A 17,352-nucleotide genomic window follows, 5' to 3' on the forward strand; every position below is an offset into this window, starting at 1 on the left:
CATACTCGTCTCATGCGACTGACGCACTTCGGCCATTCCTGTGTCCTGGTGGAACTCGACGGCGCAAAGATCCTGTTCGATCCGGGGAACTTCTCCCACGGGTTCGAGGGCATCACGGGTCTCGACGCCATCCTGATCACGCACCAGCATCCCGATCATGCCGATCCCGCGCGCCTGCCCGCGCTGGTCGACGCGAACCCCGGCGCCGGGTTGTACGCGGATCCGCAGACGACGGCGCTGCTCGGCGACGCGTGGACGGCGGTGTACCCGGGCGACGTGTTCAACGTCGGCGAGGTGCAGGTGACCGGCACCGGCGGCACGCACGCGGTGATCCACCCGGAGATCCCGCTGATCGACAACACCGCGTACCTGCTGGGCGACGCCGAGAACCCGGCCAAGCTGATGCATCCGGGCGACTCGTTGTTCGTGCCGGAGCAGAAGGTCGACGTGCTCGCGGTCCCGGCCGCAGCACCGTGGCTGAAGATCTCCGAGTCCGTCGACTACCTTCGTGCCGTGCACCCGCGCGTGGCGGTCCCGATCCACCAGGGGGTGGTGGCGCAGGAGGCTCGCGGCATCTACTACGGCCGGCTCACCGAGATGGGCCCGGGCGGAACGGAGTTCCGTGTGCTGCCGGAGGAGTCGAGCGTCGAGGTGTCCTGACCCGACGTCCGGTTCACACCCACTGCACCAGTTGCCAGACGATCCCGTTGGGGTCGACGAACTGGCAGTAGCGCTCGCCCCACGGCTCGGTCTCCGGTGTGGTGACGACGGTGGCCCCCGCGGCCGCGATGCGCGCGAACTCGCGATCGATGTCCTCGACGACGAACACGATCAGCAGGCCCTGCCCGGCGGGACCGGCGACGGCGGCCGGCTTGAACGTCTCCAGGCCGGTGCGCAGGAAGATCACGTTCATTCCCGCACTCGGATGCTCGAGCGACACGAAGCCGTCGCTCGCCATGGCCTCGGTGAAACCGAAGTGGGTCTCGGCGAAATCAGCCGACGCGGCGGGATCGGCGACGTTCAGGGACAGCGCAGTACCGGTGATCTTCATGCACACCTCCATGATCGAGAGAAACCTTATGCACCGTATAACGTATGGCGGGTGTTCGTTTGTTCCCACCCGCGGAGGTGACCGGTGGCCCGCGACCTGATCGACCTGCTGTGGCGCGATCACCCCGACGCGCCACGCGGCGGGACTCGCGGGCCGCGAGCGAAAGTGAGCACCGGTCAGGCCGTGGAGACCGCTGTCGCGATCGCCGACGCCGAGGGACTCGAGGCCGTCACGGTGCGGCGCCTCGCCGCCGACCTCGGCATCTCCGCGATGGCGCTGTACACGCACGTCGGATCCCGCGACGACCTGCTGGTCCTGATGGTCGACGCGGTACACGGGACCGGCCCGCGCGCGGCGTACACCAGCGACGAGTGGCGGGAGCGCGTCCGGCAGGTCGCCGAGACGGAGATGACGCTGTGCACGCAGCACTGGTGGCTACTGGACGTGACCGACGAACGGACGGCGTTCGGCCCCGGAACGATCGCCAAGTACGACCACGAACTGCACGCGTTCGACGGAACGGGGATCACCGACCTGGAACGGGACGCCGCACTGACGTTCGTCACCGACTTCGTCCGCGCGTCCGCGCGAGCACGGCGCCCCGACCCCCGCGCCGCCGACATGGCGGAACTCTGGGCGACCGCCGGCGAACGATTGGCCGGGTATCTGGGCGACGATTTCCCGCTCGCGCAACGCGTCGGCGAGGCCGCCGGTCAGGCGATGAACTCGGCGTACAGCCCCGAGTTCGCTTGGGAGTTCGGGCTGGAGCGCGTGCTGGACGCCCTCGAATCTCTCGTCCACGCCGCGCGGGACGGGTCGTCGGACGAGTAGCGCCGACGTCTCACGCCGCCCCGCGCACCCCTTCGACCAGTGGCCACCGGTAGACGCCGGGGACGGCACCGTGGTGCAGTGCGAGGTCCACGGCGTCGAGCACGGCCTGCCGCGGCCCTGGCCTGCCGAGTTGTTTCGCGGAGACCGCCAGGCGCACCAGGCGCCCACGTCGGGCGCCGCGGGAGGCGCCGAGCACCATCGCCCGGCACCGCCACGGCTCGGCGCGGAAGCCGTCGCCCACCCCGATGACGTGACTGCGCACCCCGGTGTCGTGCGCGAGGTCGCGGACACTCGTCATGCCGGCCAGCAACCGGAAGCCGACGTTCGGCAGCACCGCGACGGCGCCCGGGGAGGCGACCCAGCGCGGCGGCGCGAACAGTCGGGTGCGCAGACCGACCTCCTCGAGCACCCGGTCGGCGGCGAGCAGGCGCAGGCGCGCCTCGTGCTCGGGTAGCACCGCGAACTCGGCGCGCCGACGCTTGGTCGCGGCCTGGTCGTAGCCGTGCAACACGATGGCGTCACCGCGGTCGCGTCGACCGCGCAGCCAGTCCTGCGTGACGGCGTCCGAGACCAACCGGTACTTGTCCTTCAGGCGCGGCGCCACGAGCAGCGACAGCGGAACCGATCTGCGGTCCATCTCGGCCGCGAAGTCGGCGACCACCTGCACCGTCTCGTCCCTGATCCCCGACACCGACACGATCACCTGTCCGGTCATGTCTTCGAGGGTGGCACCCGTAGGTGAACGGGCGCTTACGCGCCCGTGCGCCTTTCTGGTAGTTCTGGCTACCGAAAAGGCGCACGGGTGGCGCAGCCGCCTATCGGGGCAGCACGGCCTCGATCGCCGCGATCACCTCGGGGGCGTCGGGTTCGGTGCGCGGACGGAACCGGTTGACGACGGTGCCGTCGGGCGCGATGAGGAACTTCTCGAAGTTCCACTGGATGTCGCCGGCCTCGCCGTCGGCGTCCGCGGTCTCGGTCAGCTCGGCATAGATCGGGTGCCGGTTCTCGCCGTTGACGTCTACCTTCTCCATCAGGGGGAAGGTGACGCCGTACGTGGTGGAGCAGAAGGTCTGGATCTCTTCGGGGGTGCCCGGTTCCTGGCCCATGAACTGGTTGCACGGGATGCCGATGACCGTGAGGCCGCGCTCGGCGTACTCCGACGCCAGCTTTTCGAGGGCCGTGTACTGCGGGGTGAGCCCGCACTTGGAGGCCACGTTGACCACGAGCAGTGCGCGCCCGCCGTATTCGCCGAGGCTGGTCGGCACGCCGCCGAGGGTGTTGATTTCGAGGTTCTGCAACGGAGTCGTCATGGCCCCAACCTAGCGAAATCCGGACGCCGGAGAGGGAACCGTACCCGCGCCTGCCGAATGTCGTAAGTGTCCGTTCCGGCAGGTGGCAAACGGTGCCGTGCCGTTGTGCGGAACGTCTCGTTGATGTGACGCACACCGCAATCGACGCTTTCAGCCGTCGACCGACGTGGTCGCCTGCTGAAGGAGCGCAATGCAACCTCGAGACACGACGTATACGGAGCCGGCTCCGAAGGACTCGCGCCGTGCCCTGATCTCCAGCTTCCTGGGATCGACGGTCGAGTACTACGACTTCCTTCTCTACGGAGCAGCGGCCGGCCTGGTGTTTCCGAAGCTGTTCTTCCCGGACACGATGGATCCCGTTCTGGGATCCACGCTCTCGTTCGTCATCCTGCTGGCCGGCTACATCTCACGGCCCGTCGGCGGCGTCCTGTTCGGACACTTCGGCGACAAGTTCGGCCGCAAGAACATTCTCGTCATCACGCTGCTGATGATGGGTCTCGTGTCCGTCGCGATCGGTCTCATGCCGACCTACGCCTCGATCGGCGTGGCCGCGCCGCTGATTCTGGTCGCGCTCCGCGTCGTCCAGGGTCTCGCGGTCGGCGGCGAGTGGGCGGGTGCGACGCTGATGGCGGCCGAGCACGTGGGCGCGGGCAAGCGCGGCTTCGCGGCGTCGATTGCGGTCGCGGGCGGTCCCACCGGTTCCGTCCTCGCGACGCTGGTGCTCGCTCTCTTCTCGGGTCTGCCCGACGACGCTTTCTTCAGTTGGGGCTGGCGTGTGCCGTTCCTGCTGTCGGCGACGCTCGTGATCGTCGGCCTGTTCATGCGTTACCGCGTCACCGAGTCCCCCGACTTCGCGAAGGCCCGTGCCGCGGGTGAGGTCCACACCGGCACGCCGATCCTGCGCGTCCTCAGGAAGTACCCCGCATCCACCGTGTACGGCATCCTCGCGTCGGCCGGACCGCTGTTCATGCAGGCGATGCTGGCGGTGTGGATGGTGCCGCACATCGCCGCGCAGGGCACGATGCCGCGTCAGGACGCGCTGTACATGCTCACCTTCTCGAGCTTCGTGCACATCTTCGCCATTCCGTTCTTCGCGTGGCTGTCCGACCGCCACGGTCGCCGCAAGGTGATGCTGGCGGGTGCGGCCGTCTCGATCGTGCTGGTGTTCCCGATGTTCGCGATGTTCAACTCGGGCAGCTACTGGCTCGTCGCGATCGGCTTCCTGGTGGGTAACCCGATCATCCAGGCGTCGATGTACGGCCCGATCGGCGCGTTCCTCGCCGAGAAGTTCGACACCGCCGACCGCTACACGGGCGTCTCGCTCACCTTCCAGATGGGCTCGGTCCTCGGCGCCGGCACCGCCCCGCTGATGTGCAACTGGCTGTTCGGCCTCGGCAACGACGGTGGCACCAGCAACATCGCGTGGTACTTCGTCGCGCTCACCGCGCTGTCCGCGCTCGCCGTCTACCTGTCGAAGGAGACGCTCGCCAAGAAGCGCGCGGTGGCGGTCGGCACCGACCAGGATCTCGTCGCGAAAGCCTGACCACACAGCGGAGGGGCGGTGCCACCGGATCGGGTGGCACCGCCCCTCCGTCACTGCACGCCGGCGAACTCGACGACGGTCGATCCCCAGCCGATCGCCCCGAATCGCGTTGTCCCACAGCCGGCATCGACTACCAGAGCCCGGATCTCGGCCTCTGTGCGCCGGCCGGACCCGTACAGGCACAACCGCAGCAGATCGCTCTCGGTCTCGTGGTCGTCGTCCGTCGAGGGATCCAGTAGATCCGTCACGAGCACCACGCGGCGGCCCGAGGCGCCCAGCACGCCGATCAGCATCCGCGCGTCCGGATCGGGGTGAGCGTCGACGACGTCCACCGCCACGACCAGGTCGACGACGTCGTCGAGCGGCGTGAACTCGCTCCGGTCGACGCGCCGGATCCGAGCACGCCGGGACTGCGCCACGTCCGCGATGTTCCGGTCGTTCGCCGCGGGCAGTCCGACGAGCGCGATGTCGAGGTCGGGCCGCACGCGGGCGAGGGTGTCGGCGTAGACGCCGGCGCCCTCTCCGTAGATCGCGACCGTGCGTACCCCGTCGAGGTCGACGGCGTCAGGCAGCGCCGGTGCCCGGTAGACCGCGCCCGCCGCCGCCTCCTCGTGGAAGTCCTCGACGAAGCCGGGCTCCCGTGCCTTGTCGGCGAATCCGTGCCCGGGGGCGGGCGCACCGGTCCGCACGGCCTCGAGCAGTCCCAGGAACGCCATGTCGAGCCGGGTGTGAATCTTCCCGAAGTGCAACGCCTGGCTGGCGAAGGTGTCCGGATCGGCGAGGATCTCGCCCATCTCGGTGAGGCCGAACCGGTCACCGTCGACCGTCAGGAGGTTCATCGCCACCAGATGGCGCAGCAGTTTCGCGGTGGCATCCGGGTGGGTCTCGCACACCGCCGCGATACGCGCCGGGGTCGCCGCTCCGCCCTCGATCGCGGCGAACACCCCGACGGTGACCGCCGTTCTGATCACGAACGGCGGCAACAGTTCCGACATCTCGTGAAGCTCGCTGTAGGCGTCCGGCGTCGCCTCGCCTTCACCGGACGTCCCTTCGGTCCGGGGAACCTCACGCTGCCGCCAGTACCCCGTGATCTCGACGAACTGCTTGGGGATCGCCCTGTCCTGCTTCGCCCACCGCCGCAGCGGTTTGATCGTCAGTGCCTCGCCCGCGACCCACAGGTACGGCTGACCCGGACGCCACCGCGCCGCCTGGACGGTCTCGACCAGCCGCGACTTTCCGCCGTTCTCGGAGCGGAACAACCACGTGATCTCGACCGGCGCCTCGGACTTCAGTTCCTGACGGTGCGAAGGCTCGGCCACCTCGATCACCACCGTCGCGGGCATGTCCGCGGGAAGCATCTCGAGGCAGCGGGCGATGGCGGGCAGCGCAGTCTGGTCGCCGGCGACGAGCATCCACTCGGCCTCCCGCGGCAGGCTCGCCGAGTGCTTGGGGCCGGCCATGAGGATCGTCTCACCCGGGCGGACGCGGTACGCCCAGTCCGAGGCCAAACCTCCCTCGTGCTCGGCGAAGTCGATCGCCATCTCCCGGGTGTCGGCGTCGTAGCTGCGCACCGTGTAGGTCCGGCTGTACTGGAACGATCCGGCCGGCCAGTCGACCGCACCGGTGTCGGTGTTCCGGGGGACGTCGAACGGCAGTGCACCGGTCTGCGGATCGACCGGGAGCAGCTTGACGTCGTCGTCGAAACCGTTGGTGCACACCGCGGGCAGTCGGACACCGTCGCGAACGTGACTGTCCATCGCGGAACCGCCCACGATCACCCGGCGCATTCCCGGTGTCACGTCCTCGACGCGAAGTACCTCCACCTCGCGGATGCAGATCGGAAACACCTCGACCTCACGAACGGTCGCTGCCATCGTAGAACTCCTTTCTCATGACGTCGGCTGCTCGACGTGCGCAGCATCCGAAAGGGGCTGGGCGTGTTCGTCGAAGCGGCGCAACCGCTTCAGCGTCACGGCGAGCACTGCCGTCGCGACCAGACCGGTGGCACCGTACACGGCGAGCGCGGCATCGATCGGAACCAGCGCGGCCACCACACCGGCCGCGACCGCGCCCACCGACGCCCCGGCGGTGACCTGCGCCGACCACACGCCCGCGATGCGGGCGCCGTACTCCTCGGCGGTGTGCTTCTGCACGATCGCGTAGCGCAGGATGTCGGCGACCGCCTCGCCGAATCCGTGCGCAGCCAGACCCGCCACCGTCACGACGACAGCTCCGGTCGCCCCGGCCCCGACGAGGCCCGCGGCGGAGAGCAGCATGCCCACGAACACCGCGCGGCCGGACCAGCGCACGGTCCCGGTCCACCCACTGGTGAGTGCGCCGAGCACGGCACCGACGGCCGGTGCGGCGTAGAGCAGACCCGTCACCGAGGCTCCGACTCCCAGGACCTCGGCGGCGTACTCGGGAATCAGGACCGACCACCCGGCGAGCAGCATCGTGACGAACCCGCACACGAGCACACCACCGATGACGCGATGACCCGCCGCATAGCGGAATCCGCTCGCGACGGCCCGTAGCGGGGATTCCCCGGCCGAGCGCGGCGGCGGCAATGCCGGCAGGCGGGTGATGCAGAACGTGGTGACCGCCGTCGTGGCCGCGGCGAGCGCGAACGCCAGCCCGACACCACCGGAAGCGATCACGACACCACCGAGCGCCGGCCCGATCATCGCCCCCAGGTCGCCGGTGAGCGCCATCAGCGCTCCGGCCGCGGCCATCTTGTTGCGAGGCAGCAGGGTCGGGGTGACGGACATCAGCACGGTCGCCGAGATACCACCGCAGATCCCGTCGACGATCGCGGCGAGATACACCACCCAGAGCCTCGGATCCGGTAGGAACGCGTTGATCGCGAGCACCGCGAAGGCGACACCCGCGCAGCCGCGCGCAAGAGCGATGACGCGGCGCCGGTCGTACCGGTCGGCGAGGATGCCGCCCGCGAACGTTGCACCGAACGTCGTGAGCCCCAGCACCGTCGACACCGCCGCGACGTGGGCGGTGGACGCGGTGATCTCGTACACCTGCAGCGGCACGGCGACGATGAGGAAGCCGAGCCCGAACAGCGACACGACTCGCGCGGTGAAGATGTAGCGGAACTCCCGACTGGTGCGCAGCGGGTCGAGGTCGAGAGTCAGCTTCCCGAGGAGTGCCACGGGCGGGTCACCGCGGCTCGAGCAGTGTGAACCACTGCTCGAGATCGGGTTCGGATGCGAGCGAGACGAAGTCGACGTCGGCGCCGCTGTCTCGCCAGCGTTCGACGAGCGCCATCAGCCGCACCGAGTCGAGGCCCTGGTCCACCAGGCTCACCGACGGATCGATCTCGGCGACGTCCACCTCCAGGATCTGCGCCGTGTCGGCGAGGATCGTGTCGCGGTCGAGTGACATGTTCTATCTCCCTTTGTTTGCTGAGGTCTCGTCGGATCAGGGCACGGCGTGCGTCGCGACGCCGAGAAGCGCCGACATCGCCTGCTCCCAGGCGGACGCGATCGCGTCGAGGGTGGCGTCGTCCAGCACCTCGGACGCCGCGAACTCGCAGTCCAGGATCGGTCCGTCCGCGGTGTCCTCGACCACGGCGTCCACCTGCAGGATGTGGTTGAGCGGTGTCGCCGAGTCCACCGAGCCGCCCAACGCGACGCCCTCGGGTGCACCCGACCAGGGTCCGCCGTTCTGCTCCCCCAACGTCATCCGACCGAGGTAGTTGAAGACGATCTGCGGGCGCGTGTAGCCGGTGAACGGATCCTCACCGGTCAGCCTGCGCAGAATGCCGAAACCGATCCCGTTGTCCGGCACCGCGCGCAGCGCAGCACGCACCCGCGCGGAGGCCTCGTCCGCGGGGACGTCGCCCGCGAGTACCTCGTCGACGGCGACGCCGCCGAGGTCGAATGCGACCGGATACATGGACGTGAACCAGCCCACCGTGCGGTCGACGTTCGCACCGGGAACCACCTGTTCCTCACGCCCGTGGCCCTCGAGTTCCACCCGCACGGTGTCACCGCCACGGACCTTCGCCACCGCGAGTGCCAGTGCCGTGAGCAGGGTCTCGTCGACGGCACCACCGCCGAGTGCGCGCGTGGTGACCTCCGTCGGCAGCACTCGCTTGACGGACCGGAGAGTGGAGACCGTGTCGAGCGCCGGATCGAGCGGCCGGACGCCGAGCGCCGGTTCACGGGCGTCGACGACGCGCTGCCAGTAGGTTGCCGTCGCGGCGATCCGCTCGCTGCGAGCCGCGTCGACCAGTCCTCGCGTCCAGGCCCGGAACGACGTGCCGGCGCCCGCCAGCGCGACGGGTTCACCGTTGTGCGCCTGCGCGACAGCGGTCGCGAGGTCCGGGACCAGGATCCGCCACGAGACGCCGTCCACCACCAGGTGATTGACGGCCACGAACACGCGGTCTTGCCGCCCGGGGCCGAAGTCGAACCACACCACCTGCGCCATGATCCCGTCCGCAGGACGCAACGCCGCGTACGTGTACTCGCGTTCGGCGGCGAAGACGTCGCCCCACTCGCGGTCGGAGCAGCCGGAGACGTCGACCCGGCGCACCACCTGCGAGGCGTCCGGCAGCCGCTCGGGCACCGACCACTCCGGCACGCCGTCCACCACGGCGAAGCGTGAACGCAGCATGGGGTGCGTCGTGAGCAGCCCGGCGACTGCAGCTTCGAGCACCTCGACCGTCAGCCCGTCGGGTGCCACCAGCAGCCGCGCCTGCGAGAACCGGCCGAGGTCGGTGCCCCAGTGCACCGCCTCCCACACGATCGGCGTCGGCACCACCTCGCCCGTCGCGGCGATCGCCGCGAGGGCCGCCGCTGCCTCGTTCCTCCCGGGATCCGGCGTCTGCTCGCACGCGGCGGCCAGCGCTGCCACCGTGCGCAATTCGAACACCTGCCGCGCGGTCACGGCCAGCCGGGCCGCCCGGCACCGGGTCACCAACTGGATGGACACGATCGAGTCGCCGCCGAGCGCGAAGAAGTCGTCGTCGATACCGACCCGGTCCAGGCCCAGCACATCGGCAACCACCGCCGCCAGCATCGCCTCGGTGTCGGTGCGCGGCTCACCCGATCCGACCAGCGCACCGAAATCCGGTTCCGGCAGCGACTTGCGGTCGATCTTGCCGTTCGCGGTGACCGGGAACTCCGCGAGCACGAGCACCACGGCGGGAACCATGTAGTCGGGCAGGCGTTCTGCGGCGACGGCGCGTGCCGCCGCGGGATCGACGTGCCCGTCCGGCGTGACGTAGCCGACGAGGCGGACCACACCCCGGGTGTCGGTGTGCGCCACGACGACCGCGTCGCGCACCCCGTTAACCGCTGCGAGGGCCGCCTCCACCTCCCCCAGTTCCACCCGGAACCCGCGGATCTTCACCTGGTCGTCGCCGCGCCCGAGGAACTCGAGGGTCCCGGCGCCCCGCCGCACCGTGTCACCGGTCCGGTACATCCGCTCCCCCGCGGCACCGAACGGATCGGCGACGAACCGCGCCCCGGTGAGATCGGGTCGGCCGAGGTAGCCGCGTGCGACGCCGGAGCCGGCGAGATACAGCTCACCGGTGCCGCCCGCGGGGACGGGCCGCAGCCATCGGTCGAGGACGTACGCGCGGCCGCCGTGCACGGCACGGCCCAGGCACGGCTCGTCTGCGTCGGTGACCTGCCCGACGAGGGCATCAACCGTGCACTCGGTGGGACCGTAGAGATTGAACGCGCGACCGTCGGTCAGTTCCCGAAGCCGCTGCCACGACGCCGGATTGACGCCCTCTCCGCCGAAACCGACCGTAGCGGGCCGGTGCTCGCGCTCGAACAGTCCGGCGGCGAGCATCCGATCGAGGAACGACGGGGTCACCTCGAGGAAGTCGAGCCTGTGGTCGACGACGTAGTCGGTCATCGCCTCCGGGTCCCGCAGGGTGTCCTCGTCGAACACGTGGACGGTGTGGCCGTCGAGCAGCCACAGGGTGGGCTGCCACGACGCGTCGAAGCTGAACGACCAGGCGTGGCCCACACCGACGCACTCGCGTCCGGTGGCCTCGACCGTCGGCCGGTAGAGGTCGGCTCGGTGGCTCTCGAAGAGGTTCAGCAGGTTCGCATGGGTGACGGCCACGCCTTTCGGTCGGCCCGTCGAGCCGGACGTGTAGATGACGTACACGCAGTGGTCTGGCCGCAACGGGGCGAGCCGGTCCGCATCGGAGACCGGGGCGTCCGGCAGGACAGCCAGTGCCGCTTCGACTTCCGGATCGTCGAGTACCGTCACCGCAGTGCCGCGCAGGACCGCGTCCAGTGCGGCACGGACCGTGCCGTCGGTGACCACGACGGTCGGTGTCGCATCGGCCACCATGTGCGCCAGCCGGTCCGCCGGATACGACGGGTCCATGGGGACGTAGGCGCCACCCGCCGCGATCACCGCGAAGATCGCCACCACCATCCGCTCCGAACGGGGCAGCGCGAGTCCGACGACGGTGTCGGGTCCCACACCGGACGCGATCAGCAGGCGGGCGAGTCGAGCCGACGCCGCACCCAGTTCGCCGAACGTCAGACGGCTGTCCCCGAACACGACTGCTGTGGTGCCCGGGGAGGCCGCCACGCGAGCGGCGAGCAACTCCGCGACCGTGCCGCAACCCGTCGCGGGTGCGGACACGGTGGCCGCCCGGTCCCCGACCGACAACTCCCGTTCGACGTCCGACAGTGGATCGACGCGGGCGACGGTGGACGTGTCCGGCGCCGCGAGCTGCTCGAGCACCCGGACCAGCCGTTGCCCGAGCACCTCGACATCGGTGCCGTCGAACAGCGACTGCTGGTACTCGAGGGTGAGAGTCAGTTCCTCGTCGAGCGCAGCGACCAGGACGAGCGGAAAGTTGGTGGCGTCGTGGCCACGGACGTCACTCACCTCGAGGCCGCCGGATCGTTGCGCGCGGGCCAGTGCCTCGGTGTCGATCGGGTAGCTCTCGAACACCAGAAGGGTGTCGAACAGTTCACCGATCCCGACGCGACGCTGGATGTCGGCGAGACCCACGTACTGGTCGTCGAGAGTGCGATTCTGCAGGTCCTGCGCGCGCCGCAAAAATTCGTCGGTGCGCTCGCCGGGTCGCAGGGTCGTCCGCACCGGCACGGTGTTGATGAACAGGCCGATCATCGTCTCGATCCCCGCCACGTGTGGGACACGACCGGACACGACGGCACCGAAGACGACGTCGTCGCGGTCGAGTCGGTGACCGAGGAGCAGTCCCCAGGCAGCCTGAACGACGGTATTGACGGTGACTCCGAGGTCGCGGCTGCGGCGCTGCAGGGCCGCGGCCAGGCCGTCGGGTACCGCGATCGAGTGCTCGCCGGGCAGATCCGCCCGCAGCGACGATCCGGCGGGCGCCACCAGCGTCGGTTCGGTGACGCCGTCGAGCACGTCGTTCCACCGTTGCAGCGCCGCGTCGGTGTCCTGCTCCGACAGCCAGGCCAGGTAGTCGGTGAACGGTTGAACGGGCGGCAGTACCGCGATGTCGGCACCGGCGCCGTACAGCGTGAACAACTCTCGCATCACCAGCGGCGACGACCAGCCGTCGAGCAGCAGGTGATGCGCCGCGAACACGAGGCGGTGCAACCGCGGTGCCAGCCGGATCAGAGTGAACCGCAACAGCGGCGCCGCACCGACGTCGAAGCGGGTGACCCGGTCCCGGGCGACGACGGCGGCACTGCGTTCGCGCGCCTGCACCTCCGGCAGGTCGGTGAGATCGACCTCGGCCCAAACCAATTCGGGGGCCTCGAGCACGACACCGATCGGTTCGCCGGCGGCGGAGGCACGGAATCCGGTGCGCAGTGTCGCGTGCCGGGCGAGCAGGGCGTCGACGCTGCGACGAAGCGCGTCGCGGTCGAGGTCACCACGAAGGTCCAGCACGGTCTGCATGGCGTAGACGTCGCTGTCGGCGTCGAGTTCGGCCAGGAAGAACAGCCCACGCTGCAGCGGAGTCAGCGGCACGACGTCCTCCACGGGGCCGAGTCGGTCTGCCAGGGAACGCAGTTCCGGATACTCCAGTCCGCGGTATGTGAGGTCGGCGGCGGTGCGCGTCGCGGTGGGGAGCGCCGACGTGTGTTCGGAGAGGGCGCGCAGCGCATCGATCCAGCGGGCAGCGATTCGCGAAACGGAGGCGCCGTCGAGGATCCCGTCGGCCGCCGTGAATTCACAGACCAGTTCGGGACCGTCGGCGCCGTCCTCGGTGACGGCGTTGACGTCCAGTACGTGTTCGAGCGGGGTCTCCGGATGCACCGCACCGCCGAGGGCACCGGATTCGGGCGCACCCGTCCAGGCGCCTCCGGACTCCTCCCCCAACGTCAGTCGTCCGAGGTAGTTGAACATGACATCGGGGGCCAGACAGCCGTCCAATCGGCCGGCGGTCTCGCCGAGGCGGCGCAGCATCCCGAAACCGATGCCGCTGTCCGGGATTCGTCGTAGGCCGTCCTTGACCTGCGCCAGCGCGATGCCGGCGTCCTCGGTGCCGGACAGGGCGCCGGCGACATCGACGCCGGTGAGGTCGAGGACCGCCGGGTACAGGGACGTGAACCAACCGACGGTCCGCGAGAGATCGGCGCCCGCGACCACGTGCTCCTCGCGGCCGTGGCCCTCGAGATGCACCCGGACACGGTCGCCCCCGCGTTCCCCGGCGACGGCCAGACCGAGTGCCGTGAGCAGCACGTCGGCGATCCCTGCCCGATAGGCGGCCGGCACGGTGGTCAGCACGCTCCGGGTCAGTGCCGGCGGTACCCGCACCTCGATCGATCGAGCCGACGCGACCGTGTCACGCGAGGGATCGAGGGCCCGCACCCCGAGCGCCGGCTCGCTCGCTGTGGAGATCTCCCGCCACAACGGCAGCGCACCGCGGATCCGGTCCGACTCGACGGCTTCCGTGAGCCCGACCGCCCAGTCCCGGAACGACGTTCCGGCGTCCGCGAGGGCGACGGTCTCCCCGCGTAGAGCCTGCTCGACGCCGGTGGCCAGGTCGGGTACCAGGATCCGCCACGACACCCCGTCCACCACCAGGTGGTGGACGGCGACGAACACCCGCCCGGCACGGCCCGGTCCGAAGTCGAACCACACCACCTGCACCATCACGCCCGCATCGGGACGCAAGGCTCGATACGCCCTCTCGCGTTCGGCAGCGAACACCTCCGGCCACGAACTCCCCGCGACCGCGACCCGCCGCACCAGCGCAGAGGTCTCCGGGATCTGCTCCGGCACTTCCCATTGCGGGTGTCCGTCCACCACGGTGAACACCGAACGCAGCATGTGATGCGTGGTGAGCAGCGCGGCCACCGCCGAGCGCAGAGCGGGCTCGGAGAGCGCGTCGGGTGCGATCAGCAGACGCGACTGGGCGAAGCGGTCGAGTGGCACGCCGTGCGCGACGGTGTCTCGGACGATCGGGGTCGCCGGCACGTCTCCGGTGGCCGCGGCGGTGACGCGCGAGTCGCCGAGGGTGTCGGCCGGGGTGTCATGCGCCGCAGCGAGAGCCGCGACGGTCCGCAGCTCGAAGACCTGGCGCGCGGTGATCCGGACGTCGGCCGCGCGGGCCCGGGTGACGAGTTGGATCGAGACGATCGAGTCGCCGCCGAGCGTGAAGAAGTCGTCGTCGACACCCACCCGGTCGAGACCGAGAACCTCGGCGACCACGGCCGCCAGTATCGCCTCGGTCTCGGTGCGCGGTTCACCCGAGCCGACGAGCGCACCGAAATCGGGTTCCGGCAGAGCCTTCCGGTCCACCTTCCCGTTCGCGGTCAGGGGGAAGGTGCGCAGTGGCACGATCGCCGTGGGAACCATGTAGTCAGGCAGGCGCTCGCTCATCGTCGCACGCACCGCGCCGGGGTCGACTTCTGCGATCACGTAACCGACCAGTCGCGTCACGCCACGGTCGTCGGTGTGCGCCGCGACGACAGCTTCCCCGGCAGCCGACGCAGCGGCCAGCACGGACTCGATCTCGCCGAGTTCGACACGGTACCCGCGGATCTTGACCTGATCGTCGGCGCGGCCCGCGAATTCCAGAACCCCGTCGAGGGTCCACCGGACGACGTCGCCGGTGCGGTACATCCGCTCACCGGCCGCTCCGAACGGATCGGCGACGAAACAGGATCCGGTAAGCGCGGGCCGATCGTGGTAACCGCGGGCGACGCCGCCACCGGCCACGTACAACTCGCCGTCGACGCCGGGCGGCGTGGGACGTAGCCAACGATCGAGGACGTACACGCGCGTGCCCGGGGTGGGCCCACCGATCACGACGGCGTCGCCGGAGATCCGGGATGCGGTGGCGTCGACGGTGCATTCGGTGGGGCCGTAGCAGTTGAACGCCGTGACGCCGCGCTCGGACGCGGACCCGAGCCTGCGCCACAGCGTCTGCGACACGGCCTCACCGCCCACGGTGAGCTGCGCGGGCACGTGCGCGGCCGTGTCGAGCAGTCCGGCGTCGAGCAGCTGGTTCATCAGGGCCGGTACGCAGTCGACGTGGTCGATGCGACGGGTCCGCACGTAGTCGACGATGTAGTCGGCATCGGTACGCCGGTCGTCGGGGAGCAGGTGCAGGGTGTGGCCGTCGAACAGCCACGTGAGGGACGCGACGGCGGAGTCGAACGCGAACGGGTAGGTCAGCAGCACTCGGCGCGGGCGCTCCGCCACGACCGGCATCATCGTCTCGCGCTGCGCGGCATGCAGATCCGAGAGGTTGGAATGTGTGACGATCACGCCCTTGGGCAGGCCCGTCGACCCGGACGTGTAGATGACGTAGGCGGCGTTGGCCGGGCGCAGCGGCGCGATCCGGTCGCTGTCGGTGACGGGTCGGGTGGACTGTCGCGACACCGCGTCACGTACCTGCGGATCGTCGAGGATCACGATCCGGGACTGCGTGAAGACACCACCGAGCGACGCCGCGACGGCCGCCGTCGTCAGCACGACGGCCGGCCGGGAGTCGGCGACCATGTGCGCGAGTCGATCCGCCGGATAGGAAGGGTCGAGCGGCAGGTAGGCGCCCCCGGCGGAGAGGACCGCGGTGACGGCCTCCACCATCGCCGCCGACCGAGGCAGAGCCAGACCCACCCGGACGTCGGGGCCGACACCGGAGCTGATGAGCAGCCGCGCCAGTTGCGCCGAGTTCGAGACCAGTTCGCCGAAGGTGCGCTGCTCGCCGTCGCAGATCACGGCGGGCACTGCGGGATCCCGATGCGAGAGGAGGTCGGTGACGATGCCGGACGGCTCGGCTGCCGGAGTCGTCGACCACGTCCCGAGGGCCCGCGTCTCCGACGGCGACAGCGCCGCGAGCGCCGCGACCCTCGTCTGCGGCCCGCTGGCGAGCGCGCTCAGGATCGTGACCAGGCGCCGCCCCAGAGTCGCGATATCGGCCGCGGCGAAAAGGGAAGGACGGTAGTCGAGTCGGACGATCAGTCGATCGGCGACGCCCGCGGTGAGCACCAGCGGGTAGTTGGTGGCGTCCACCGCGTCGACGCCCGCGATCCCGACCCCGCCGGCACGCTGGGCGCGGTCGAGCGCATCGCGATCGACGGGATACGACTCGAAGATCGTGAGCGTGTCGAACAGTTCACCCAGACCGGTCTCGCGTTGCACCTCGGCCAGTCCCAGGTACTGGTGGTCGAGAGTCCGGGCCTGCTCCGTCTGGACACGTCGGAGCGTTTCGGCGACGGACGCCGCGGGGTCGAGCCGCACCCGGACCGGGACGGTGTTGATGAACAGGCCCACCATCGATTCCACACCCGGAAGGTCCGCCGGGCGACCGGACACCGTCGCGCCGAAGACGATGTCGTGGCGGCCGACCAGACCGGCGAGCAGCAGCGCCCACCCGGTCTGCAGGACGGTGTTGAGGGTGACACCGGTGTCGCGCGCCAGACCCGTCAACAGTTCCGTCAGATCCGCGGGAATCCCGACGTCGATCGCGGCGGTGCCCTGCGCGTCGCGAGTGGAACCCGGCGGGGCGACGAGCGTCGGTCCGTCGAGGCCGTCCAGCGTTTGCCGCCAGAGTTCGCGCGCCGCATCGTGGTCCTGCCTTCCCAGCCAGGTGAGATAGTCGCGGTAGGGCCGGACGGCCGGCAGCGCCGCCGCGCTGCCGCCGGCCGCGTAGATCTCGAGCAGTTCGCGCACCAGGATGGGTGTGGACCAGCCGTCGACGACCGTGTGGTGTGCGGTGAGCAGCAGGCGCACGTCGTCTGCGGCGAGCCGGATCAGGGTCCAGCGGACCAGTGGAGGGTCGGTGAGGTCGAACCAGGTGTGCAGGTCCGTGTCCAGGAGATCGGCGAGGGCCGCCTCCGGGTCGGCCGTCGAGCTCAGATCGACGCTGCGCCAGGGCACCTCGATGTCCTTGACGACCAGACCCGCGACCCGCCCGTCCTTACGCGGACGGAAACACGTACGCAGTGCCGCGTGCCGGTCCAGCAGCGCCTGCGCCGAGGCGTGCAGGCGTCGGGCGTCGACGTCACCGGTGAGGCGCAACACCGACTGCACGGTGTAGGCGTCCGGATCCACCTGCGGCTCGTCGTGTTCGGTCTCGGACGGCGCCGCGACAGTACTGAGGTAGTGCAGCCCCTGCTGCAGCGGTGACAGCGGGACGACGTCTTCGAGCTTGGACATGCAGGGGATCTACTTCC

At 70.1% G+C, this 17,352-nt stretch carries 10 protein-coding genes; 3 read left to right on the forward strand and 7 right to left on the reverse strand.

What is annotated here, in order from left to right:
* The first annotated feature begins 12 nt into the window (after window positions 1–12).
* Entirely contained in the window at window positions 13–660 is a 648-nt protein-coding gene (locus tag A6I89_RS08395; protein ID WP_013414945.1) for an MBL fold metallo-hydrolase, read from the forward strand.
* A gap of 13 nt (window positions 661–673) precedes the next feature.
* Here the strand turns inward: A6I89_RS08395 and A6I89_RS08400 are convergent, their stop codons facing one another.
* Window positions 674–1,051: a VOC family protein gene (locus A6I89_RS08400; RefSeq protein WP_022594211.1), complete on the reverse strand. Its 378-nt coding sequence runs from the start codon at window positions 1,049–1,051 to the stop codon at window positions 674–676.
* A gap of 84 nt (window positions 1,052–1,135) precedes the next feature.
* Between A6I89_RS08400 and A6I89_RS08405 the strand changes: the two genes are divergently transcribed.
* On the forward strand, window positions 1,136–1,882 hold the full coding sequence (locus A6I89_RS08405; RefSeq protein ID WP_022594209.1) for a TetR/AcrR family transcriptional regulator: 747 nt from the start codon (window positions 1,136–1,138) through the stop codon (window positions 1,880–1,882).
* Window positions 1,883–1,892: 10 nt separating this feature from the next.
* Here A6I89_RS08405 and A6I89_RS08410 read toward each other — a convergent pair whose 3' ends face one another.
* Window positions 1,893–2,597 (reverse strand): DUF2334 domain-containing protein, encoded by a 705-nt coding sequence (locus A6I89_RS08410; RefSeq protein ID WP_022594208.1) that lies wholly within the window; start codon window positions 2,595–2,597, stop codon window positions 1,893–1,895.
* A gap of 100 nt (window positions 2,598–2,697) precedes the next feature.
* Entirely contained in the window at window positions 2,698–3,192 is a 495-nt protein-coding gene (locus tag A6I89_RS08415; RefSeq protein WP_005515420.1) for a glutathione peroxidase, read from the reverse strand.
* A gap of 190 nt (window positions 3,193–3,382) precedes the next feature.
* Here A6I89_RS08415 and A6I89_RS08420 point away from each other — a divergent pair, with 190 nt between their 5' ends.
* Window positions 3,383–4,735: an MFS transporter gene (locus A6I89_RS08420; protein WP_022594205.1), complete on the forward strand. Its 1,353-nt coding sequence runs from the start codon at window positions 3,383–3,385 to the stop codon at window positions 4,733–4,735.
* A gap of 50 nt (window positions 4,736–4,785) precedes the next feature.
* Here A6I89_RS08420 and A6I89_RS08425 read toward each other — a convergent pair whose 3' ends face one another.
* The 4 genes from A6I89_RS08425 to A6I89_RS08440 are packed head-to-tail and all read right to left on the reverse strand — an operon-like array spanning window position 4,786 to window position 17,335.
* Window positions 4,786–6,609: a siderophore-interacting protein gene (locus tag A6I89_RS08425; protein WP_022594203.1), complete on the reverse strand. Its 1,824-nt coding sequence runs from the start codon at window positions 6,607–6,609 to the stop codon at window positions 4,786–4,788.
* Between the two features lie 15 nt (window positions 6,610–6,624).
* Window positions 6,625–7,899, reverse strand: coding sequence for an enterobactin transporter EntS (entS, locus tag A6I89_RS08430; RefSeq protein WP_005515423.1), 1,275 nt, complete (start codon window positions 7,897–7,899; stop codon window positions 6,625–6,627).
* Between the two features lie 7 nt (window positions 7,900–7,906).
* A complete protein-coding gene (locus A6I89_RS08435; protein WP_013414939.1) occupies window positions 7,907–8,131 on the reverse strand; it encodes a phosphopantetheine-binding protein in 225 nt (74 codons plus the stop codon).
* Between the two features lie 36 nt (window positions 8,132–8,167).
* Window positions 8,168–17,335 carry a non-ribosomal peptide synthetase gene (locus A6I89_RS08440; RefSeq protein WP_022594201.1) on the reverse strand — a complete coding sequence of 3,056 codons (9,168 nt, stop codon included), beginning with the start codon at window positions 17,333–17,335 and terminating at the stop codon, window positions 8,168–8,170.
* Window positions 17,336–17,352 lie beyond the last annotated feature (17 nt).

The sequence above is a fragment of the Prescottella equi genome (assembly GCF_002094305.1).
GTDB lineage: Bacteria > Actinomycetota > Actinomycetes > Mycobacteriales > Mycobacteriaceae > Prescottella > Prescottella equi.